Genomic DNA, 23517 nt, shown 5'->3' with positions numbered 1-23517 from the left:
CTAAATTTATTCTCATAAACACTTCAACAAAAGACAATCATTATGGACAGTTACGATGTTATTATCATTGGAGCAGGTCACAACGGTTTAACCTGTGCCTCTTATCTTTTAAAAGCGGGATACAGTGTTTTATTACTGGAAAAACGTTCTGTTCCTGGGGGGGCTGCGACCACAGAAGAAGCCATTCCCGAAGAAGCTCCAGGGTTTAAATTTAATCTGTGTGCGATTGATCATGAATTTATTCATTTAGGGCCAGTTGTTGAGGAATTAGAACTGCATAAATATGGCTTAGAATATTTATTTTGTGATCCGATTGTATTTTGTCCTCATCCTGATGGCAAATACTTTTTAGCCCATAAATCCATTGAAGAAACCTGTGCTGAAATTGGACGCTATAACGCCAGAGATGCAGCTAAATATCGAGATTTTGTCGGATTTTGGCAACAGTTTATTAATGCAGCTATCCCAATTTTTAGTGCTCCTCCTCAATCTGTTATTGATATTGCTGGAAACTACAATATTAGTCAACTTAAAGATTTGTTTTCTGTTCTGGGTTCTCCCGAAAAAGCTCTCGATTTTGCTCGAACCATGTTAAGCAGTGCTGAGGACTTATTAAATGAATGGTTTGATGAGGAATTTCTCAAAGCACCTTTAGCTCGGTTAGCATCAGAATTAGGAACTCCTCCTTCGCAAAAAAATCTCGCCGTCGGTGCGATGATGATGACCATGCGACATCATCCAGGAATGGCAAGACCCAAAGGCGGAACAGGAGCATTAGTTCAAGCATTATTAAATTTAATTCAAGCTCATGGAGGGGTAATTTTAACCGACCAACACGTTGAAAAAGTATTAGTTGATGATGGAAAAGCTATTGGGGTTAGAGTTGCCAATGGTAAAGAATATCGAGCCAATAAAGGGGTAATTTCTAATATTGATGCTAAACGATTGTTTTTGCATTTAATGGATGCTGCGGATGTCGATGATGCTGATTCTGAATTGCGAGAACGGTTAGAACGTCGGATTGTTAATAATAATGAAACGATTCTCAAAATTGATTGTGCATTATCCGAACCTTTGCGTTTTGAACATCATAATCATCGAGATGAATATTTAATCGGTTCTGTATTAATTGCTGACTCAGTTAAACAGGTAGAAATTGCTCACCATGATACCACTTTAGGCAAAATTCCTGATGCTGATCCATCCATGTATGTTGTGGTTCCAACTATGCTTGATCCCACAATGGCTCCTGAAGGAAAACATACCCTTTGGATTGAATTTTTTGCCCCTTATCAAATAGCTGGAGCCGAAGGAACAGGGTTAAAAGGAACAGGTTGGACAGATGAATTAAAACATAAAGTCGCGGATCGAATATTAGATAAATTAGCGGAATATTCCCCCAATTTAAAACAATCAATTATTGCGCGTCGGGTTGAAAGTCCGGCAGAATTAGGGGAAAGACTGGGTGCTTTAAATGGGAATTACTATCATATTGATATGACTTTAGAGCAAATGATGTTTTTCCGTCCGTTACCCGAATTAGCTAACTATCGCACCCCCATTAAAGGGTTATTTTTAACCGGAGCCGGAACTCACCCAGGCGGTTCAATTTCGGGCTTACCCGGTCGCAATTGTGCCAGGGTATTTTTATACACTCAACAACCTGTTTCTCAAACCTTAACAGAGGCTTATAAGTCTTTGCAATCCATTACCAATTCGGTATTAAAAAACCCCTAACTTTTTTCCCAATTATATAGCAGGGAACAGGGAACAGGGAACAGGGAACAGGGAATACCGGAGGAAAAGAGTTAACCGTCTAGGTTTCAGTATCAGTCTATGTCCTAACTGCCTTGGCGGTTGCTATACTTAAAATAAAGCCCCAATAGAACGCCCCATATTTTCTAGTTTCATGGCTTCTATTGCGGCTGTTGGTTCATAACCACAGTGAACCATACAATCTGTACATTTGGGATTACCGCTTGATTTTCCGTATTGTTCCCAGTCGGTTTTTTCTAATAATTCTTGATAACTGGAATAATACCCTTCATTTAACAAATAACAGGGTTTTTGCCATCCTAAAACACTGTAACTGGGACTTCCCCAAGGGGTACAATCATAATCTTCTTTTCCCATTAGAAAATCGAGGAATAAAGGATTATGATTAAAATTCCATTTCTTTTTCCCAGATTGATAGGGAGATAAAATTTCTCGGAATAAGGCTTTGGTTTGTTCCCGTTTTAAGAAATGTTCTTGATCCGGTGCCCATTCATAACTATAACCTGGAGAAATCATCATTCCATCTAACTCTAAACTTTCCAGAAAATCAAAAAAATTCTGCATTTCTTGAGAACTGGCTCCAGAAAATACGGTTGTATTGGTCGTGACTCTAAATCCTTTAGATTTGGCAACTTTAATGGCTTGAACTGCAATTTCAAACACGCCTTCTCGGTCTACACATTGATCATGATGTGCTTTTAACCCATCTAAATGTACACTAAAGGTTAAATAGGGAGAAGGTTTAAATTTGTCTAAAGTCTTTTCCAGTAAAATTCCATTTGTACACAAATAAACAAATTTTTTGCGGGCGACTAACCCTTGAACAATTTGATCAATTTGGGGATGTAATAACGGTTCACCCCCAGGAATAGAAACCACAGGTGCGCCGCATTCTTCCACCGCTTTAAAACAGTCTTCTGGGGTTAAATTTTGCTTGAGAATTTCTTTAGGATGTTGAATTTTTCCACAGCCAGAACAAGCTAAATTACAGCGAAATAACGGTTCTAACATTAACACGAGGGGAAATTTTTTTCGCCCCATTAACCGTTGCATAAACAGATATTTGCCAACAGCGATCGCTTGTTCAATTTGAATGGCCATTTTTCTCCTTTCACCAGAAACTTATTCTAATATTTAACAGTCAACAGTTAACATAAACCAATTAACGGCATCTTTCAAGGCGGTTTTAATATCAGATTGAGGTAAACCCAATTCTCGAACCGCTTTTGAGGCATTATAATACATCGGTTGTCTTGACATTTTCACGCCATCTAAGGGGATAGAAGGGGATTTACCGAGTTTTGCTAAAATCATTTCATCGACCCAGGAAACGCTTAAAGGAAGCCAAATCGGGATTATTTTTTGAGGGGCAGATAAACCTGTAATTTCTGATAATAACTCTAAAAATTCTTTTAAGGTTAAATTTTGATGACCTAAAATATAGCGTTCTCCAGTTTTCCCTTTTTCTAAGGCGAGTAAATGACCTTGGGCCACATCTCGAACATCAATAAAATTTAATCCGGTATTCACATAAGCAGGCATTTTTCGGCGAAGAAACCGCAATATTAATTCCCCTGTCGGCGTAGGTTTAATATCCCACGAGCCAACAGGGGTACTGGGATTGACAATCACTATATCCTGACCTAATTGTACTGCATAATGCGCTTCTTGTTCTGCCCAATATTTAGATTTTTTATAATATCCGACTAAATTCTCAACCGGACTTTGATAAGTTTCATTCACAGCAACGCCCGGTTTTACCCCAATAGCTGCGACGGAACTGGTATAAATAGTTCGTTCAATTCCCGCTTTTCTAGCAGCAGCTAAAATATTACGAGTTCCGATAATATTATAGCGCTCTAATAAAGGTTTATCCCTTTGCCAAAGAGAATAATGGGCTGCACAATGAAATAAAACCTGACAGCCCTTTAAAGATTGATATAAATTAGAATCCGTTAAACAACCTTCAACAATTTCAACCTCTAAGTTTTTTAAATTATCTAAATTACTCTCAGGACGAACTAACACCCGAACGTCATAGTTATTTTTCAATAACAGTCGCACTAAATTCGCTCCAATAAACCCCGTCCCACCCGTTACAAAAACTTTCATCATCTCTTAGTGTCTTAGTGTCTTTGTGTTTATTAACTCTATTTCTTAAATCGGTGTTTAATTTTCAACCCTTGATCTTCTAACAATGTATTTAAAACAGGAACGACAATTAAACTTAATAACGTAGAAGTCATTAACCCCCCAATAATAGCAACAGCCATCGGTTGTCTTAATTCTGCCCCTGCTCCTAATCCTAACGCAATTGGTAACATTCCTAAAATCGTTGAGGAAGTGGTCATAATAATCGGTCTTAAGCGGACTGCGCCCGTTTCAATAATAGCTTGATTTCGACTCATGCCTTTTTGACGGAGTTGGTTAACATAATCCATCAGTAATAACACATTTTTATCTAATAATCCTAACAGGAAGATTAAGCCAATTAAAGAGATAATTCCAAAAGCACTTTGAGTGACTAATAATGCTAACATTGCCCCAACTAAACATAGCGGAAGTGTTAACCCAACTACCGCAGGTTCAACCCAACGACCAAATAATAAGAATAGTAACCCTAACATACAAACTACAGAAAAAATGAGAGTAACAAGAAAGCTATTTAAAACTTGACCAATTCTAGCAGAATCTCCGGTTAATTTTAACGTTATCCCATTAGGAATTAAAGGTTGAGCAATGTTAAAAACTTGATGGGTCGCATCTCCTAATAATTGACCTTGACTTAAGTTAGCGGTAACATAAGCAGCCCGTTGACCATTAAAGCGTTCAATTTGGTTAATCTCATTAGATATATTTTCTTCTCCTGTCGCCCGAACATCTACAAAACCAGGTAATTTTGCGACTTTTTCTTGAATAGCTTTCGCAGTATTTTTTAAAAGATTAACATCATCTCCAACTAACACAATTTGTAAAGGTTTCTCATCTCCTGTTTCTACAAATTGAATATCTTCGACACTGACAGTTACGTTATTAATGGGGGGTAAATTAGAACGAATTTGGTCTTGAGTTTCTAAGGTCGTAAATTGACGATTATTTTTTAATTTAACATAAATTCTGCCTTTATTCGGTTGTCCTTTAATTCCGGCAATGGTAAAGGCTTCTTCCACATCGGGAGTATTTAAAACAACGCTTTCTATTTTGTCTCCTGTCGTCCGAGTTTTTCTCAAAAATAATTGAATCGGATTTCGAGCTAAATCCGTTAACCAATCAAACGCTCCCTGTTGTTGAAACATATTTGTTTCGACCGTTGGGGTGTCTGTAGGAGTTTCTTGGGTTTGAAAATTTTTTTGAACCTTAATATTAGAAATTTGAGGTAAAGGATAGGAATAATTAATCACAAATTCTCCTCGGTCTAACCGAGGTAAAAAGCCTTGAGGAACAAACGGAATTAAGGCTAAACCTGCAATAAAACTCAAAATAGCGATTAAAATAACCCGTTTACGATGGGTCAGTGACCATTGTAATAATCGACGATAAGTTTCGATAATGGGGTTTGGTTTAGGAGGATAATTTTCGGGTTTATTTTTGGCAGGTTTTAACCAATAAACTGCTAAAACTGGAGACAAAGTTCTAGCGACTAATAATGATATAACCACAGCCGAAGAAATCGTTAAAGCAAAGGGTTTAAAAAACTGTCCTAACGCATCTCCCATAAAGGCAACGGGGAGAAAAACCGCTACAATTGTTAAGGTGGAAGCTGNGATCCCCCTAAATCCCCCTTAAAAAGGGGGACTTGGATCTCCTGTTCCCCCCTTGTTAAGGGGGGTTAGGGGGGATCATTGACTTGAGATCAGATAAGCGTGAATTCGGGTTTGAGCGCCTACTTCTAGCGTTAAGTTGACACTAATGCTTGGCACGTCTCTACAATAGTTCACTGTATCCGTCCCTTATGCTAAAGCCGGAACTTTGACGCTGAGATGGGGATAAAGGGGAAAGCGATCGCATAAATTGGCCACTCGTTGACGGCAAGCGTCCTTAATGGCTTCATCGTCGGGGTTCAACAGTCGGTCAGCAATAATATTGCCAATTTCAATAAATTCTGTTTCTCCCATTCCCCGTGTTGTCATCGCGGGTGAACCCAATCTTAACCCACTGGTGACAAAGGGAGATTCAGGGTCAAAAGGAACGGTATTTTTATTGGCAGTAATATTAACATCACTGACCAGCGCATCCGCCCGTTTTCCCGTCATGCTAACAGAACGTAAATCCACTAACATCAGATGGTTATCTGTGCCATTGGAAACAATTTTTAAGCCTCGGTTTTGTAATTGTGTTGCTAAGGCTTTCGCATTGGCAATCACTTGACCGGAATAGGTGGTAAATTCGGGCTTGAGTGCTTCCCCAAAGGCGACGGCTTTCCCAGCAATCACGTGTTCTAGGGGGCCACCTTGGGAACCGGGAAAAACGGCTTTATCCAATTTTTTGCCCAGTTCGGCATCCCGTGTTAAGATTAACCCCCCTCTTGGCCCTCTTAAGGTTTTGTGGGTGGTTGTTGTCACCACATCACAATAGGGGATGGGGTTAGGATGATGACCCGTTGCCACTAACCCGGCAATATGAGCAATATCGGCCATTAAATAAGCCCCGACTTCATCGGCGATGGCCCGGAATTTCTCAAAATTAATGATCCGAGGATAGGCAGAATACCCACAAATCAGCATTTGGGGTTGATGTTGTTTGGCTAATTCTAAAATTAAGTCATAATCAAGTTCTTCAGTTTCTGGACTGACCCCATAATGACAAGCTTTAAACCATTTACCCGAAACGTTCACCGGAGAACCATGGGTTAAATGCCCTCCATGAGATAAGTCCATCCCCATGATCGTGTCACCGGGTTTGAGCATCGCTAAGAAGACGGCAAAGTTGGCTTGAGCGCCGGAATGGGGTTGAACATTGGCACTGGCAGCCCCAAACAGTTGTTTAGCCCGTTCAATGGCTAACTGTTCGACACCATCAATAAATTCACAACCCCCGTAATAGCGTTTTTTGGGAAGTCCTTCTGCATATTTGTTGGTGAGAACTGACCCTTGGGCAGCCATGACGGCGGCGGAGGTAAAGTTTTCACTCGCAATTAATTCTAGGTGATCCCGTTGCCGACAGAGTTCATGCTGAATCAGGTCAGCAATGACGGGATCTGTTTCAGATAAGATTTCTAAGCTAGTCCGACTCACAATAAAATTCCTCTTAATGACACAAAAACAAAATGCTATTGCACTTATAGCAGGGAACAGGGAACAGGGAACAGGGAACAGGGAACAGGGAACACCGGAGGAAAAGAGTTAATCGTCTAGGTTTCTGTATCAGTCTATGTCCTAACTACCTTGGCGGTTGCTATAATTATGGGTTTCAATAGCCTATTTTACCCAGAATCTTCAATAATAACTTTCTTTGCTGAACCCTTCTACTCTTTGACTCCCCAACCGCAACACTCTAAAATTTCTGCCCGTTTTGTTAAATTGTAAGTCATTTTGATGAATAGCCTGGAACTCTTGACTTACAATAGATACAGAGAAAGGGCATCTGTCGGAGGAACCATTATGCTAGTCATCTTGATGGATAATCACTTACTTGCTTCTCAACAGGTTTGTCAAGGGTGTTTGCTGGCTGATCAAAGCGGTCAACCTCGTTGGAGAGGCGGTCAGCTTTGCTGCGGTCATTTGGTGCGCCCCTCCATCGATAATCAACCCAGTCAGTATGAGTGTCAGATGGGTTTTCGGATCGCCAATGTTCAATGATATATCAGAGAATAGGGAACAGGGAACAGGGAACAGGGAACAGGGAACAGGGAACAGGGAACAGGGAACAGGGAATGTTGAGTGTTAACCAAAAACTGACAATCGATAACTGACAACCGATAACCGACAACCGACAACCAACACCGAATATCTGGGACTACGCTATCCTGAGTTTAAGACACACTCAGGAGAACTGGTTATGACTTGGCGCGGGACGACGACAGTACGCGATCGCATTTTTGCCGCTTTACCCTATTTACTGCCTTTAATGGATGGGTTGCCTTTTGGACGCTATTTATTTCAACAGTTTCCAATTTTACAACTTATTACATTGCCTGTTATTCCCTTGATGACGCTTTATCAAGTGATTCCTTTTGCTGGATTTATTCTGTTTTTAGCGTTATATATGTTAGTGGTTCGTAATGAAAATATTCCTCATTTCATTCGATTTAATACAATGCAGGCAATTTTGATTGACATTGTTTTGATTTTATGTACGTTAATCTTCCAAGTATTAGGTAATGGTCTTCTGCAAGGATTTGTGGTTGAAACCCTCTATAACATGATCTTCCTGGGTCTTTTAGTTGCATTTTTCTATTCTGTAATTCAGTGCTTCTTAGGAAAATATGCAGAAATTCCCACCCTTTCTGATGCTGTTTATATGCAAGTCCGATAAAGCCTCGTAGGGGCAGGGTCTCCCTGCCCAAATCTATCTATTTCACTCAACCCTTTTTTTTCGCTACCCCAATACCTGATATAATCAAAGATCCTTGCTTCTCATCCAGAAGCCTTGTTGTCCAAAAGGAGTATAACAGCATGAAACCTTTTATTTACGAAACGATGTATATTCTGCGCCCTGACCTCAACGATGAGCAAGTTGGGCAGTTTATTACCAAATATGAAACCATCCTGCGAGATCAAGGCGGACAGAATATTCAAGTTCAAAATCGGGGTAAACGTCGTCTCGCTTATGATATTGACAAGCATCGGGAAGGGGTTTACGTTCAGATGAATTATGAAGGCCCTGGTAGTCAGATTGCTATATTAGAAAGAGCGATGCGAATTAGTGATGAAGTCATTCGTTATCTGACGATTAAGGAAGACGTAGCCCCAGTCGTCGCTGAAACCCCCGAACCTGAACCTCAAGAAGCCTAAGTAGAGAAGATCAAAAGATCCCCCCTAGCCCTGCTTAAAAAAAGGGGGGGGACAGGAGATTAAACTCCCCCTTTTTAAGGGGGATTTAGGGGTATCTGGGCTGTAATCACGGGTTTTCGGCTTAAGTTGACACTGATGCCTACACCCTACCCCCTCTTCACGACTATTGCGAATTTGGGGAAGGAAGAGTATTTTAAGAACAAATATACAGAATAAATTTATAGGAGCCGTTAGTTACCGTGAGCCAAGCCAAAAGTCAATCGCCACAGGAATTAAACGCTGAAGTTGCTCGTTTAAACGAAGAGCTACAAATGCGAGATCAGTTGATTCAACAGTTATCTCAAGAACTGTTTCGTTTGGTGAAAGGGGATACTAATTTGTTACCGACCCCTGAAGTTTCCGAACGTCACCAAGTCCAAATGGTGGCTTTACGAGAACAACTGCAAGAAATGGAACAGCAAGTTAAGTTTTATCAAGAACAAATTGCCGAACGGGATACGGAAGTTTATCAACAGAGACAGTCGGTTCAAGAGTTAACAGATCGCTCTCGGATGTTGGAACAGGTCGTCCAAGAGTTACCCGGCGTGTACCGTCAGAAGTTCTCAGAACGTCTGAATGAAGTCATGGAAAAAGTTGAATTACTTCAACGTGAAAATAAACAACTTCATGCGGAGTTACAGAGTGTTAGCTATCGTTTAGCTCAAAAAAGTCGCCGTCCGAGTGGTTTGGATCTACCCAGTTTTCAAAATCGAGGTGGGGGATCTGTGGAAATTCCTACTTTTGGCAATGCTTGATTGCTAAAGGCTTTAAAGATTATTCCCTATTAAAATTTAAGGGGTTATTCCTAATCAAGAATAGCCCCTTAAGTGTTTTTTAGTTAGATCAATTAAAAGCATCAAAGCTGCACCCTTATTCACCTAATCTTAAATCAACTATTAACTTCCGTTCTGATTTATTAAGATTGACGTTTGCTCAGTCGGCTACCGAGTACAGTTAAACCAACCAACGCTAAACCAGCAAGACTACCCGGTTCAGGAACAGAAACTCCACCGTTGAGAGCAACACCATCATTACCACATTCTAGGAAAATACTAGCCATATAGTCATAGTTACCATCGGCGAGTCCTAAATCGGATTTATTCAGGCTAAAACCCAGAGTTTGTGATCCTTGAGCACTGAAGAATCCAAAGTTAAGTCCTTGATTTTGTAAGGCTGTAGCAGACAAACTTTGAATACCACCTAATTTATTCGCACCGGAGTCAATCACATTCAGAATTGCTGTTTTTTCACCAAAATAACTGTAAACAGATGCTTTTGTAGCAAGGTCAGTGCCTTGGGTGTTGACTTTATCGAATCCAGCACCGTAATACTGTTTTAAGGTACTGTAGCCATGATTTACATTTGTAACGCTGGCACCTTTTACGTTACTATATAGCCCGGTTGTGGCAACTTGAGAGTCATTTGTTCCCGCAAAACGAACTCCAAATAAGCTCTTGTCATTACTAGCGGTTGTGAAGTTTTTGTTAGTAAAGTTTAGAAATAAATCTCCCCAACCAATATTTTTATCGGCTGCTCCATTGTTAGCTACACCCGTCAGAGGAGTTCCACCTGTTAAGGCAACAAAGATGCTATCGCTGGTTTCTTTAATGGCAATTCCTCTAATATTAAAAGATTCACCGCCAGATCCATCGGCAAAGGAATCAATTCCGTAGTTCCATCCATTGTGGAGTTGTCCAGCCATCGCCGGAAGACCGCTCACAGAGACGAAACAAAGACTGGCTACTGTCGTTCCGATTAATTTTTTCAGTGTTGAAGTTTTCATAAGTTGACTCCTGGGTGGTTCGGGTTTAAGCTTTTTTTCTTTTCTATAAATACACTATAGTGGATTGTTGTTAAAGCTTTGATGTTTAAAACACCAAAATTTGTAAAGTCTTTGTAAAAGGAATAAAACCCTAATAGGATCAACTATTTTCCTTTTAGTAGCCTGGACAAACAATCTAAAATCAAGAGAAAATACTGATGATTTTTCTTGAAATATAAACTCTAAACAACAGGGATAAATTTTCTCAGTGTTATTACGGATTCAAATTATACAAAAAATAGGGAGAATAGAAATTTTAATCCAATTGTCTAGGGTTAATCCCTTGATTAGTAGATGAGTTGGTTCTAAGATAGCAATTAGATTATTATGGAGATCTGATTGATGAATTTGCTTGAACTGTTTATCTATCCGATTAAATCCTGTGGCAAAATAGCCCTGAATCAAGCGGAAGTGACCCTTAAGGGGTTAGCGTGGGATCGGGAATTTATGTGGGTTGATGAATCCGGTCAATTTGTCACCCAGAGAACTTATCCCCAATTAACTAAAATTCAAGTACAGCGATTAGGAGATCGAATTGAATTATCCGTTGAAGATAGTACAATTGAACCCTTTAAACTCCAACCAACCGTAACAGGAACTTCTAAAACTGTACAGGTTTGGAGAGATCAAACCGTTGCGATTGATCAAGGGGATGAGGTTGCTAATTGGCTGCAAAATGCTTTAAAATCCGATGCTCAACCTGATTTTCGGTTAATGCGACAATCACCTGATTTTATTCGACCTGTTGACCCAAATTATGCTGTTAATACAGATAATCAGGTGAGTTTTGCGGATGGTTATCCCTGTTTATTAACGAATACCGCTTCCTTAGCAGAATTGAACCGAAAACTTCAAGAAACCTATCCGCTATCATCACAACAGATTCCGATGAATCGATTTCGACCTAATATTGTGATCGATACTGATCAAGCTTTTATTGAAGATCAATGGAAAACCATTTTAATTGGAGAGGTTTATTTTGATTTGGTCAAACCCTGTAGTCGTTGTATTGTAACAACAACCGATCAAAAAAGTGGGGAACGCAATCAATTAAAAGAACCGTTGAAAACCTTATCCACCTTTCGACAACAGCCGCGCGGAGTCATGTTTGGTTTCAATATGATTCCTCGAAATACAGGGACAATTCAGGTGGGAGATTCTGTTGAGGTTGTAGAAACCCATTGAGGCTTGAAATTAAACTTTTGTTACCAGCGCTCGGCGCGAATTGCGGAGACTAATTTGATAGAAACGGCTAACCCTAGGGAATTTAACGCCTTATCGGACTTGAACTTATAGAAAAATTTGAGTAAAATTTAATACCATAACTGTTGCGTTAGTGGGGTGCTTCCCAAATGACCTATAGCCTGAGAATTGCTGATTTACCCAGTGATGAGCGTCCCCGTGAACGACTTATGGCCATTGGTTCCAGAAATTTAGCAACGGCTGAATTGATCGCAATTTTGTTAGGAACAGGTCAGGGAAAAGGAAAATTATCGGCGGTGGGTTTAGGACAATATATATTAAATCAGTTAGGCCAGCATCAACGTGATCCCTTAGCAGTATTGCGGGATATTGGGGTTCACGAATTGACTGAAATTCATGGCATTGGGCCAGCGAAAGCCACCACTATTTTAGCGGCCGTTGAGTTAGGAAAACGGGTGTTTCAGTCTAAACCGCCTGATTTAGCCGTGATAGAGACTCCCCAAGCGGCGGCGGATGCCTTGAGTCATGATTTAATGTGGCAAGCTCAAGAACGGTTTGCAGTGTTGTTGTTAGACGTCAAACATCGTTTATTAGGAACTCAAGTGATTACGATTGGAAGTGCAACAGAAACAATTGCCCATCCCCGTGATATTTTTCGAGAAGTCTTGAAAAGTGGTGCAACACGGGTAATTATTGCCCATAATCATCCATCGGGGACTGTAGAACCCAGTTCAGAAGATATTAATTTAACTCGTCAACTGTTGCAAGGGGCGCAATTTTTATCCCTTCCGATTTTAGATCATATTATTTTAGGGAATGGTAATCATCTAAGTTTAAGAACCACAACTTCTTTATGGGAAGAATATCCGCAAACCGAATAAAGTACCCTTTCCTTTAAGATTTAACGTGTTTAATTAACAGTTGGGCGATCGCTTGTAATTGCTGTTTATTAAACGTTTTTAATAGAACTTTAACCACCTCTTTCGGATCAGCCGGAATCGTAATTTCTGGAGTTGCCGATTTAGCTGCTGCTTTGGCTCCAGCCAAAGTTGATAACGTTGCACTAGGGGCAATAGTATTAGCTTTTCCCGTTTGTAAGAGTTCTGCTCCTTGCTTTAATTCATTAATAATGGGATTAGCTAAAACTTTAAAAGAATTTTTAGGATTAGCGATCGCACCATGAGCCGTTTTAACTAATACTTGCCAAGGCTCAACTCCGACCCCAACTTTCGTTAATCGAGCGCACAAACCCGCCAATTGTTTCCGAGTTTCTGGAGATTCCGCTTGCTTGAATCCCTGTAACATGGGTTTAAGAACCGTCATGACTTGATTCACTGCATTGGCAACCGCAGGCGTTGCTGTTGCAGGTGCAGGAGTTGCTGCGGATGCCTTACCACTCATCAAAGCCTTTAAGTGGTTTTCCAATTTATCATAAACAGGAAGGGAAGCTTGTAGAATTTTCTCCCCGATTTCCTCCGAGAGTCCCCCCGGACTGGCAGCGCGATCAATTAAATTTTTCAGCACTTCAAACCCTTTAGTGTAGAGGGTTTGGGTTGTCGCATCAATTTTAAGCGGGGTATCCTTAACCATCTTAAAACAGTCTTCTAGGCGTTTAGACACCTTATTAATGCTGTTAAGACTGGGCATTTTGTCCATCAACATTGCTGCGGCTCCCTTAATAGAGTGAGCAGCCCGATAGATGGCCATGACCCGCTCCCGGTCGGAATCAGCCATAATTGCTGGTAGCTCTGTTAGCCCCGTTTGCAGGGTCTCAAGACGCTCCTCAGCCTCTTCCATGAAGATAGAAAAGATCTTTTGGTCTTGGTTTGTTGGCACAGCAGCCCTCCTAAACCCTTATTTCCAGAGCGTCTTTATATTAAGTCGTGCCGTCGCGCCCTGAGTTTTTGTTCTTCTGGGTAAGTACGATTTTACCCAGTGGCAACTGACTCCTGGATCTTAATTTAACCCAAGATCATCCGTTTTCCTCCTCGGCTGAGATTTTTTTCCGCTAAAATCCCTGAAATTTAAGGAATTTCTGAGGGGGGAACTTTCTCCAGATGAATTAACGCTTCCATAACAGATTTAACAATCGGTGCTGCAACAATTCCGCCAGCGCGACCTTCGACGGGTTCATCCACTACAGCGACAACCACATAACGGGGATGATCAACACTTAAAATACCGACAAAACTGGTAATTAAAGCATTAGAAGAATAGCCTCCATCGGGAGATGCTTTTTGAGCCGTCCCGGTTTTTCCAGCAATATGATAGCCTTCTATTTCGGCTCTAGTTCCGGTTCCTCCTTCTTTAACAACGCTTTCCATCATCTTTAAAACCGCATCAGCCGTTTCCGTCGAAAACACTTGCTTCGGTTCAGGAAGGGGTAGTTTCCAATAAAGTTGACTTTTGCTGTTATATAACCCTTGAACAACGTGGGGAGTCACCAATTTACCCCCATTGGCTAAAAGGCTGTGAAGCTGGGCCAACTGAATCGGGGTAATCGAAAATCCTTGGCCAAAAGCAGTGGTTGCAGGTTCAATGGAGGCGGAGACAAATTGTTCTTTCGTTTTCAGCGTACTCGCAGCAGCAAAGGGTAAATCAATTCCGAGGGTTGTTCCTAACCCTAAGCGTTTTAAGCCCTCATAAAAAACCTCCGGCTCCATCCGTTGCATAATTCGCACCATGCCAACGTTACTAGAATATTTGACGACATCGGTAATACTCAGGGCGCCTCTGGCGGAACCGTCGGAATTTTGAATCGGCCAACCTCCGACTTGAATATTCCCTTCATCATTCACTACACTATCGGGTTGAATAGCCCCCGCTTCTAACGCTAAAGCAACGTTAATGGGTTTAAAGGTTGAACCGGGTTCATACAGGTCAGTTAACGCCCAATTTTTAAACCGTTCTAGGTCAAATTTATAATATTGATTCGGATTATAAGAGGGTTCATTTGCGAGTGTTAATACCGAACCATCTTTGGCATCCATGACAATCACAGTTCCCCGTTTAGCTTTAAATTCTTCAACGTATTTTTGCAAAGATTTACGCGCAATTCGTTGGAGGGAAGTGTCAATGGTTAACCGTAATTCCAAATCATCAACAGGGATAAATCCGGTAGCAATGTGTTCAGGAACCCAAGCCCCATTTGCTGCTCGTTGAAACGACAAGGAGGGCATCGTTCGCTCTAGTAAACTTTGTTGACTATATTCAATTCCCGCTTGACCTTTGCCTTCAGGATTAACATAACCGACAACATCGGCGGTATTATCCTGTTGAGGATAAAGCCGTTGACGACTTTCTAGTAATTCTAATCCATCTAAACGTAAACTTTGAATTCGATTTGCGACTTCTTCGGGAATTAAATCGGCAACTTTAATTCCGCTCGGAGATGTGCCAAAAAGTTGAAATAGTTCGTTAGCATTTGGTGTAGTTAAGTCCTCTCTTAACAAGACAGGAGCTAACTTTTCAGCGATTTCGCTTGAAGATTGTTTAAAGAGTTTAGGGTGAACATAGAGAGTATAAACTCGCCGATCTAAAGCTAGAATATCTCCTTTGCGATCGGTAATCGGACGTCGAGGAACAAAGGGGAGAATTCGTTGTTGTTGTTGAGATGAAGCTTGTTCTTGAAGAAAGGAAGATTCTTGACCGATTTGTAAGCGAAATAAATTAATCGATAAGCCGACAATTCCTCCTAATAGCACAAACCAAACTAATATTAAACGGTGGCGATGTGCTAGTCGTGGCGCGGCCCGATCAAACTGTCGAGAATCAGAAACCGAACGTTTTTGAGGCGCAACCGATGGATTAATTGGCCTTGCATTCGCTGATTTAGATTTCCGGCGTTGACCCTGAATAGTCGCTTTTTTGCGTCCGGTAGCCGATTTTTTCCCCCCACGTTGACCCGGAGAAGATGGCGACGGTTGAAAACGAGAACCTGAAGAATAGTCTGAAGAAGCCATAGAGTAGGGAAGAAGGGTGTCGGGTGTCGGGTGTCGGGTGCGGGAAATCTGACACCTGCTAATTAATATCCTAAAGGTTTGTCTGCTTCTGGGTTGGGAGAATGGTTTAATTCTAAAAGGGGAGTAGGTGCAACCGATTGTTCGGGACGGGGAGCCGCAGGTTCAACATAAATCATATCACTGGGTTGGGGAACAACCAGGCCTGTTGTCGGCTCGTCGGCTGCGATCGCAATTTGATTTTTTAATACTTCTTGAGTGGCGCGGAGTTGTTGTTCCTGAAGACGCAACTGTTCTAATCTAGGATATTCTTGTGTCCAACTCGACTCCCGATAAACCGTTAAACCGTACACCGTCAAGGTTGAGCCAATAATCAACGAGGTGAAAACCGATGAAACCCTTTGTAAGACCATCATAGAGCTTAACCACAAGGGTTGAGGTTGAGGCTTAGGCAGCACCTTAACCACGCTCTTGCTTGACTGTGGAGAAGGCGAACTTACCAAGGGTGCAGAATTCGTCAAGGAGGCTGTAACCCGTTTTTCCCGTGCTTGCTCCAAGGGAACAACTTTACTTTGGGTAGCAGGAAGATGAAGGGGACGAGAAGGTCTGCGTTGAGGAGAAGGTGTTGATTTAAACGCAACAGTCATAAAATTTACCTACCTTGACTTCAGCTTTCGGTGTGGGGAAATAGAAAGGCAATGCTTGACGATCGGTGGGGTTCAGAAGGAATTATATCCAACAGAACAATCCCACCTTAAATTCTCAAACTGACTTAGTAACTATCTAATCACGAAAAAACCCCAAAATATTGTTAAATTGCAGTTTTGCCTCTTAGCGAATCATTTTTACTTTCTTATGCTCCTATTGCAGTTTAGTACGTCCCATTACTGTCGGAAAGCCCGTTTAGCGTTAGGCTATAAAGGGATTTCCTATCAAGTGGAAAATCTCACCCCTGGACTTCATACTTTTAAGCTCAAACCCTTAACAGGACTGACAACGGTTCCGGTTTTATTACCGCAATTAGAAGGTCAACCCGAAGCGATCGCAGATTCCACTCAAATTTTTAAGTATTTAGAACACCATTATCCTGATCCCCGATTATTTCTTGTTGATCCCCATCAACAAACCCAAGCTGAATTATTAGAAGATTGGTTAGATGAAAGTATTGGAACGGCGACTCGATTTGTTTATTATCGTGCGATTCGTTTAACCTAAAGTAAGTTAAAAGGCTTACGGGACGGTTAGCCCAGTTGTTAAGACTGGTGATAACTGATTACATTTGTGGGTGAGGCGCTGTGCGTCAAGTCCTACCCCTCAAGTGCAGAGGTGAAAGCATAACCCCTAGTTTGCTTGGGTAGCAACCAACAGACTAAAGCGGGGTTAAAAGGTAGAACTACTGGTAGCCAAATCTGGTAACTATCGAGCAAAGAAGTCCATGCGTAGCGTAAGCAAAGATGTGTTTGAACCATCGTTAACAGAAATGGTGTAACGGCTAAATCAAGATAAAAACTTGATAAACACCAAGCCAAAAGGCAAGGATTAGGGCATAAGCGGTTGATAATCCGACTTATAAGCACCGCCCAATAAACCCGGTGGATAGCATCACGCTAAAGACTTCAATCAAAGTGTAATCGGAACGAAGTAACCCCTATATATCTCTGGTAAAAGGTCGATAACCAGTAAGTAGCTAACGAATGATAGTTAGGGGAGGGATGGTATCAAAAGCGAATGCCCTTGGTAATGCAAGGGATATGCTGACAGATACTCGGTAATTCCAAAGAAATAGAACAAGTAGCAATGAATAAATCTAAAACGCTGAACAATCAGACGGTGGAGTGGAAAGACCTTAATTGGCGCAAGCTAGAGAAGGTAACTTTTAAGTTGCAAAAGCGCATATTTCAAGCGAGTTCTCGAGGCGATGTTAAAGCAGTTCGCAAACTTCAAAAGACCCTGATTAGGTCTTGGTCAGCAAAATGTATCGCGGTACGTCGGGTAACACAAGACAATCAAGGTAAAAATACCGCAGGTGTGGACGGAATTAAATCTCTGACCCCAAAGCAACGTATGAGCCTTGTAGGACGACTAAAGTTAACGGGTAAGGTGGTTAAACCTACTCGTAGAGTTAATATTCCCAAACCCGGAACAACAGAAACCCGTCCATTCTTGATACCCACAATCAACGACCGTGCATTGCAAGCGTTAGTCAAACTAGCGTTAGAGCCAGAATGGGAGGCCAAATTCGAGCCAAACAGTTATGGTTTCAGACCAGGACGTTCCTGTCATGATGCAATAGAGGCAATTTTCAACAGTATCAAGCAAAAAGCCAAATATGTGCTAGATGCTGATATTGCCAAATGCTTTGAACGCATAGACCATAAAGCGTTAATCTCCAAAATACACACATACCCCACCTTAAGCCGTCAAATTCAAGTGTGGCTAAGAGCAGGGTATTGCGTCGGAAAAGAACTTTTTCCTACCCATGATGGTACTCCACAAGGCGGGGTAATTTCACCCTTACTTGCAAATATTGCTTTACATGGAATGGAAGAAAGAGTTAAGCAATACGCAGAAACTCTAAAAGGGCATAAACAAAACAATCGTGAATCCCTTAGCCTAATCCGTTACGCCGATGACTTTGTGATAATCCATGAGGATTTAAACGTTGTCAAAAAGTGTCAAGAGATAATTGCCGATTGGTTAAGTGATATGGGATTGGAATTAAAACCAAGTAAAACAAAATTAACCCATACCCTCAATGAAATTGATGGAAACGTTGGGTTTGAGTTCTTAGGATTCCATATACAACAACACAAAGTAGGCAACTACCGATGTGCTAACAACTCAAAAGGAACACCGCTAGGTTTTAATACAATAATCACACCCTCAAAAACCAAAATCAAAACTCATCTCGTCAAGATAACCGAAGTAATAGACACCCATAAGACCGCCCTACAAGCCACTTTAATTAGTAAGCTGAATCCAATTATCAAAGGTTGGTCAAACTATTACTCAACAGTTGTTAGTAAGAAAACTTTTTCTAAAGTTGACCATCTAACTTATGACAAGTTAAGAGCTTGGGCAAGAACGAGGGGAAAAGGGGACATCAATAAAGACAAATACTGGAGAACAGTAGGTGACAGAAATTGGTGTTTCAGTACAGAAGATGGATTAGAACTACTCACCCATAGCAGTACGCCAATCGTAAGGCATACAAAGGTTAAAGGTAAAGCTAGTCCGTTTGATGGTAACTGGACTTATTGGAGTAAACGTCGAGGTGAATATCCTGAAACTCCTAACAGGGTTTCCAAATTAATCAAGAAACAAAAGGGTATTTGTCCTCACTGTGGTCTGTATTTTACAAGTACAGACATTGTGGAAGTTGATCATATTAAACCAACATCACTAGGTGGTAAAGACACTTATGATAACCTGCAACTTTTACACAAACATTGCCACGACGCAAAAACGGCTAAGGATGGTTCTCTAATCAAGAATCATGACAATAACCCGTTTTGAATCGTATCCATAACAAGGATGGAATTATCAAGGAGCCGTGTGAGGTGAAAGTCTCATGCACGGTTCTGAAGGAGAGGTTAGGGGGGTAACTCCCTAATCGACTCTAACAGTTTCGTTCTGGGGAAGGGAAACAAATTGATCCGTCCCTATCGAGTCAATTGGTAATTCAAGTTGTGCGTTGGCAATATCAGATTAATTCTGCTGCGGTTGAACTGGCTAAAACCCGCTTAAAAACAGCTTTTGAAGTGTTGCAGATCTGGAAACAACAGCCCTATTTAGTAGGCGATTGTATTAGTATTGCCGATATTGCCGCTGCGGCCCTTCTCAGTCCTCTGGTTCTGATTCCTGACTACCGCCATAGCTACCCCTGGCTATTCAACCGGATTGCTGAAATTCACCATCTCTGCGGTGAACCCTTGCCACCAGGATTAGAAAAATAAGCACTCCTTAGCAGGGGAATGGGGCGTCGGGTGTCGGGGAAGGAGTGCGGGAAACCTGAAACCTGCTACTACCTGAAACCTGAAACCTGAAACCTGAAACCCGAAATCCGTTGATAAATAGAGGGTCAAAATCGAGTAACATTATCCCAAATCTCAACCCCTGTAAGAGTGGGGTTTACCAAAAAATGCAGAGGTCAGAGTTTGCCAAAAGTGTTAAAAAATGTAAATTAATAGTAGCATTCGCATCTGTATTAAATCTGTTTGTAATCTTAGAGCAGTAGGAACCCATGACGACCATCGCAACTGATCAGATTGATAAAATTGTTTGGAACCATCACCAAGACCCTTTTGAAGTGTTGGGTTCCCATCAAATTGAACAAGACGGTAAAACTGTATGGGTAGTAAGGGCGTACTTACCCAATGCGGAGGCGGCATGGGTTCTGTTACCCGAACAACGACAGGAATACCCGATGCAGTCCGTTCATCATCCCCATTTCTTTGAGTGCATCATTGATATTCCCGAACTCGCTAACTATCAACTGCGACTCAAAGAAGGAGAACATGAGCGAGTTGTTTATGATCCTTATGCTTTCAGTTCTCCCCAATTTACCGAGCTTGATATTCACCTATTTGCAGAAGGCAACCATCACCGGATTTATGAAAAACTAGGCGCCCACTTGATGACCGTCAATGGTGTTTCTGGGGTGTATTTTGCGGTTTGGGCTCCCAGTGCGCGCAACGTTTCGATCATTGGTGATTTCAACTATTGGGATGGACGCAAACACCAAATGCGGAAGTTAGGGAATGGGGTTTGGGAACTGTTTGTCCCTGGAATAGGAGCCGGCGAACACTACAAATATGAAATTAAAAACTGGGAAGGACATATCTACGAAAAAACCGATCCCTACGGATTTTATCAAGAAGTTCGTCCCAAAACCGCCTCAATTGTTGCTAATTTAGATAGCTATCAATGGCGCGATCAAGATTGGTTAGAACAACGACGCCACAACGATCCCCTAAAATCTCCGATATCGGTTTATGAATGCCATTTAGGGTCTTGGAACCGTGCTCCGTTTGATCAACCCCATGTCTTACCCGATGGCACCGTTGAACCTGCTGTACAAGCCACTGAGCTTGATCCAGGGGGTCGTTTTTTAACCTACCGAGAACTGGCTGACCAGTTAATTCCCTACGTCAAGGAATTAGGGTTTACTCATATTGAATTATTACCCATTGCTGAACACCCCTTTGATGGGTCTTGGGGATATCAAGTCACGGGATATTATGCCCCAACGTCCCGGTTTGGCAGTCCTGAAGATTTCATGTATTTTGTCGATCAATGCCATTTAAACGGCATTGGGGTACTCGTGGACTGGGTACCCGGACATTTCCCGAAAGACGGACATGGTTTACCCTTCTTCGACGGAACCCATCTTTATGAACACGCTGACCCCCGCAAAGGCGAACATAAAGAATGGGGAACCTTAGTCTTTAACTATGGTCGCAACGAAGTTCGGAACTTCCTAGTGGGTAATGCTCTATTCTGGTATGACAAATATCATATCGATGGAATTCGGGTGGATGCGGTCGCTTCCATGCTCTACCTCAACTATTTACGTCCCGATGGCGAATGGGTGGCGAACCAATATGGCGGTTGTGAACATATTGAAGCGGCGGACTTCCTGCGCCAAACTAACCATGTTTTATTTAGTTACTATCCAGGGACTTTATCCATTGCGGAAGAATCTACCTCCTGGCCGATGGTGTCTTGGCCGACTTATGTGGGTGGGTTAGGTTTTAACCTGAAATGGAACATGGGATGGATGCACGATATGTTGGATTATTTCAGCATGGACCCTTGGTTCCGTCAATTCCATCAAAATAACATTACCTTTAGTATTTGGTATCACCACAGCGAAAACTTTATGTTGGCGCTTTCCCATGATGAAGTGGTGCATTGTAAGAGCAATATTACTAACAAAATGCCGGGAGATGATTGGCAAAAATTTGCCAATGTCCGGTGTTTGTTTACCTATATGTTTACTCACCCCGGCAAGAAAACCCTATTTATGGGGATGGAGTTTGGTCAGCGTCAAGAGTGGAATGCTTGGGGAACTTTGGAATGGGAATTGATGCAATATCCGGGGCATCAAGGAATTAAACGGTTAATGCAATCCTTGAATCAACTGTATCGCAATGAACCTTCATTGTATGAACAGGATTTTGCTGAAGCCGGGTTTCAATGGATTGATTGTACTGATAATCGTCATAGTGTGGTGTCGTTTATTCGTCGCGCCAAAGATCCTGAAGAATTTGTAGTTGTGGTTTCTAATTTTACCCCTCAACCTCATAGTCATTATCGCGTGGGTGTTCCTGAACCGGGATTTTATACCGAATTATTTAATAGTGATTCGGGTGAATTTGGCGGCAGTAATATGGGGAATTTAGGCGGTAAATGGACGGATGAATGGTGGTTCCATAATTATGCCCATTCTTTGGATTTATGTTTACCTCCATTAGGGGTTCTAGTTCTCAAATTAGATCGTCCTAAAACAGAAGCAGCAATGCAAGCAATTGACGCCGACACACCTCCAATAGAAGCGTAAATCAGTTATCAGTGTAGAGACGCGCCATGGCGCGTCTCTACACTGATTTTTAGAAGGGCATTAATTGTTTAATTGCCTTATTCGCAATATCCCCATACCGCAGTTGACCACAGAAAATTTTACTCATGATTTTCGTCGCTGCGGGCATTTTCACCCCAGCCTTATAAGCCACTTTTGGAAACCGATAGAACGCACCCGCTAGACGTCCGGCCCAAACCATATCTGCACCCCATTCTGTCTTCATCGTTTGGGTATAGCCTTCTAAGGCATTACCGACACCGCCTAACGCTTGATCAATGGCTTCGGCCGCTTTAACTCCACTCAAAATCGACGGACGAATCCCTTCGGCCGATAATGGATCAACTAAACTGGCTGCTTCCCCAGCAATAACAGCATTTTGGGTATGTAGAATTTTATCTCCATCCCACAGACACAGGGGATGGTCATAAATCGTAGAACTCCCTAAACCTGCTTTAGTCGCATAATCGAGTAAATCCTTCTTCAGATCTTTAGGTTCTCCGCCGATGAAAGTCGCAATACTCAGAGAATAACCATCAGCCTTCGGGAACCCCCAAATACTGCCATTTTTCACCATCCCAAACTCAAAACTGGGTAACAACGCTTGATCCGTTGCCACGTCCATGAATTGACTTTGACGCAGTTTAGACTGTTTCAAGCCTAACCATTTTGCCATTGGGCCTTTAGCCCCATCTGCCCCAATTAAATATCGAGCCGTTAGGGGTTCAGTGGTGGTATTCACTTGCCAATGATCGCTTTTAAATTGAATCCCTGTGACTTCCGTATTATCCTGTAGTGCTGCCCCTTGACCTTTAGCTTGATCGACTAAAAACTGATCGAACACCTCTCGCCGCACCATCCACATCTGAGTAGGAATTTCCGACTCGACGGCATCATCCAATTGCCAGGTATAGCGAATGCGCTCAACCGTTGTGGAAATTGCCGGACTAAAATCAAAATCAAACCATTGAGCGATCGCCGGAGAAACGCCTCCCCCACAAGGTTTTAAGCGAGGAAAAGCGCTTCTTTCCACAATTAAAACTGAACGTCCGCGTTTTGCCAAATGATAGGCTGCTGCTCCTCCGGCAGGGCCGGCACCAACAATAATACAGTCAAACATCGTTGTCATAAGTATTTTAGGGAATATGTTGCCAGTTGACTGTTAACCGTCAACAGTCAACTGTC

At 41.8% G+C, this 23517-nt stretch carries 19 protein-coding genes and 2 pseudogenes; 11 read left to right on the top strand and 10 right to left on the bottom strand.

The features are described from left to right. The first annotated feature begins 42 nt into the window (after positions 1 to 42). Entirely contained in the window at positions 43 to 1737 is a 1695-nt protein-coding gene (gene crtO, locus PL8927_RS05980) for a beta-carotene ketolase CrtO (protein WP_083618583.1), read from the top strand. A 129-nt stretch (positions 1738 to 1866) separates the two neighbouring features. Here the strand turns inward: crtO and hpnH are convergent, their stop codons facing one another. The 4 genes from hpnH to glyA form a co-directional block, all read right to left on the bottom strand. Continuing rightward, on the bottom strand, positions 1867 to 2877 hold the full coding sequence (gene hpnH / locus PL8927_RS05975) for an adenosyl-hopene transferase HpnH (RefSeq protein WP_083618581.1): 1011 nt from the start codon (positions 2875 to 2877) through the stop codon (positions 1867 to 1869). Between the two features lie 33 nt (positions 2878 to 2910). Continuing rightward, complete coding sequence (gene hpnA / locus PL8927_RS05970; RefSeq protein ID WP_083618579.1) at positions 2911 to 3888, bottom strand: hopanoid-associated sugar epimerase; 978 nt, start codon at positions 3886 to 3888, stop codon at positions 2911 to 2913. A gap of 38 nt (positions 3889 to 3926) precedes the next feature. After that, on the bottom strand, positions 3927 to 5543 hold the full coding sequence (locus tag PL8927_RS05965) for an efflux RND transporter permease subunit (protein WP_269322007.1): 1617 nt from the start codon (positions 5541 to 5543) through the stop codon (positions 3927 to 3929). Between the two features lie 183 nt (positions 5544 to 5726). Then, a complete protein-coding gene (gene glyA, locus PL8927_RS05960) occupies positions 5727 to 7010 on the bottom strand; it encodes a serine hydroxymethyltransferase (RefSeq protein WP_083618575.1) in 1284 nt (427 codons plus the stop codon). 366 nt (positions 7011 to 7376) lie between these two features. On the opposite strand from glyA, the gene PL8927_RS05955 reads away from it, so the two are divergent. The 4 genes from PL8927_RS05955 to PL8927_RS05940 all read left to right on the top strand — a co-directional run bounded on the left by PL8927_RS05955 (position 7377) and on the right by PL8927_RS05940 (position 9523). Beyond that, a complete protein-coding gene (locus PL8927_RS05955; RefSeq protein ID WP_083618573.1) occupies positions 7377 to 7574 on the top strand; it encodes a hypothetical protein in 198 nt (65 codons plus the stop codon). 199 nt (positions 7575 to 7773) lie between these two features. Further along, a complete protein-coding gene (locus tag PL8927_RS05950; RefSeq protein ID WP_083618571.1) occupies positions 7774 to 8250 on the top strand; it encodes a Tic20 family protein in 477 nt (158 codons plus the stop codon). A gap of 140 nt (positions 8251 to 8390) precedes the next feature. After that, a complete protein-coding gene (gene rpsF, locus PL8927_RS05945) occupies positions 8391 to 8729 on the top strand; it encodes a 30S ribosomal protein S6 (RefSeq protein WP_083618569.1) in 339 nt (112 codons plus the stop codon). 239 nt (positions 8730 to 8968) lie between these two features. After that, entirely contained in the window at positions 8969 to 9523 is a 555-nt protein-coding gene (locus tag PL8927_RS05940; RefSeq protein ID WP_083618567.1) for an Npun_F5560 family protein, read from the top strand. Between the two features lie 161 nt (positions 9524 to 9684). Here the strand turns inward: PL8927_RS05940 and PL8927_RS05935 are convergent, their stop codons facing one another. Then, complete coding sequence (locus PL8927_RS05935; RefSeq protein ID WP_083618565.1) at positions 9685 to 10551, bottom strand: XDD3 family exosortase-dependent surface protein; 867 nt, start codon at positions 10549 to 10551, stop codon at positions 9685 to 9687. Between the two features lie 381 nt (positions 10552 to 10932). Between PL8927_RS05935 and PL8927_RS05930 the strand changes: the two genes are divergently transcribed. Both PL8927_RS05930 and radC read left to right on the top strand, forming a co-directional pair. Beyond that, on the top strand, positions 10933 to 11775 hold the full coding sequence (locus PL8927_RS05930; RefSeq protein WP_083618563.1) for an MOSC domain-containing protein: 843 nt from the start codon (positions 10933 to 10935) through the stop codon (positions 11773 to 11775). 167 nt (positions 11776 to 11942) lie between these two features. Further along, positions 11943 to 12674, top strand: a complete 732-nt coding sequence (radC, locus tag PL8927_RS05925) for a RadC family protein (protein ID WP_083618561.1) — start codon at positions 11943 to 11945, stop codon at positions 12672 to 12674. 13 nt (positions 12675 to 12687) lie between these two features. Here radC and PL8927_RS05920 read toward each other — a convergent pair whose 3' ends face one another. The 3 genes from PL8927_RS05920 to PL8927_RS05910 all read right to left on the bottom strand — a co-directional run bounded on the left by PL8927_RS05920 (position 12688) and on the right by PL8927_RS05910 (position 16399). Further along, positions 12688 to 13629, bottom strand: coding sequence for an Hpt domain-containing protein (locus tag PL8927_RS05920; protein ID WP_083618559.1), 942 nt, complete (start codon positions 13627 to 13629; stop codon positions 12688 to 12690). 188 nt (positions 13630 to 13817) lie between these two features. Further along, positions 13818 to 15755, bottom strand: coding sequence for a peptidoglycan D,D-transpeptidase FtsI family protein (locus PL8927_RS05915; RefSeq protein WP_083618557.1), 1938 nt, complete (start codon positions 15753 to 15755; stop codon positions 13818 to 13820). A 62-nt stretch (positions 15756 to 15817) separates the two neighbouring features. Continuing rightward, entirely contained in the window at positions 15818 to 16399 is a 582-nt protein-coding gene (locus PL8927_RS05910) for a hypothetical protein (RefSeq protein WP_083618555.1), read from the bottom strand. Between the two features lie 208 nt (positions 16400 to 16607). Between PL8927_RS05910 and PL8927_RS05905 the strand changes: the two genes are divergently transcribed. Then, complete coding sequence (locus tag PL8927_RS05905; RefSeq protein ID WP_231505927.1) at positions 16608 to 16967, top strand: glutathione S-transferase family protein; 360 nt, start codon at positions 16608 to 16610, stop codon at positions 16965 to 16967. Between the two features lie 277 nt (positions 16968 to 17244). Here PL8927_RS05905 and PL8927_RS29090 read toward each other — a convergent pair. After that, positions 17245 to 17298 (bottom strand): annotated as a pseudogene (locus tag PL8927_RS29090) (cytochrome c oxidase subunit 2A); the annotation flags it as partial. A gap of 251 nt (positions 17299 to 17549) precedes the next feature. Between PL8927_RS29090 and ltrA the strand changes: the two are divergent. The 3 genes and pseudogenes from ltrA to glgB all read left to right on the top strand — a co-directional run bounded on the left by ltrA (position 17550) and on the right by glgB (position 22314). Beyond that, positions 17550 to 19357 (top strand): annotated as a pseudogene (gene ltrA / locus PL8927_RS05895) (group II intron reverse transcriptase/maturase). Between the two features lie 69 nt (positions 19358 to 19426). Further along, positions 19427 to 19708 (top strand): glutathione binding-like protein, encoded by a 282-nt coding sequence (locus PL8927_RS05890; RefSeq protein WP_231505926.1) that lies wholly within the window; start codon positions 19427 to 19429, stop codon positions 19706 to 19708. 287 nt (positions 19709 to 19995) lie between these two features. Continuing rightward, positions 19996 to 22314, top strand: a complete 2319-nt coding sequence (gene glgB, locus PL8927_RS05885; RefSeq protein ID WP_083618551.1) for a 1,4-alpha-glucan branching enzyme — start codon at positions 19996 to 19998, stop codon at positions 22312 to 22314. A gap of 49 nt (positions 22315 to 22363) precedes the next feature. On the opposite strand, the gene PL8927_RS05880 is transcribed toward glgB, so the two are convergent. Continuing rightward, the gene (locus PL8927_RS05880) at positions 22364 to 23452 is read right to left on the bottom strand and encodes a geranylgeranyl reductase family protein (protein WP_083618829.1); all 1089 of its coding nucleotides are present in this window, start codon (positions 23450 to 23452) and stop codon (positions 22364 to 22366) included. Between the last annotated feature and the right edge of the window lie 65 nt (positions 23453 to 23517).

Source organism: Planktothrix serta PCC 8927, assembly GCF_900010725.2.
Taxonomy (GTDB): Bacteria; Cyanobacteriota; Cyanobacteriia; order Cyanobacteriales; family Microcoleaceae; genus Planktothrix; species Planktothrix serta.
The sequence above is the reverse complement of the archived record's forward strand: the minus strand, read 5'-3'. Positions and strand labels throughout refer to the sequence as shown.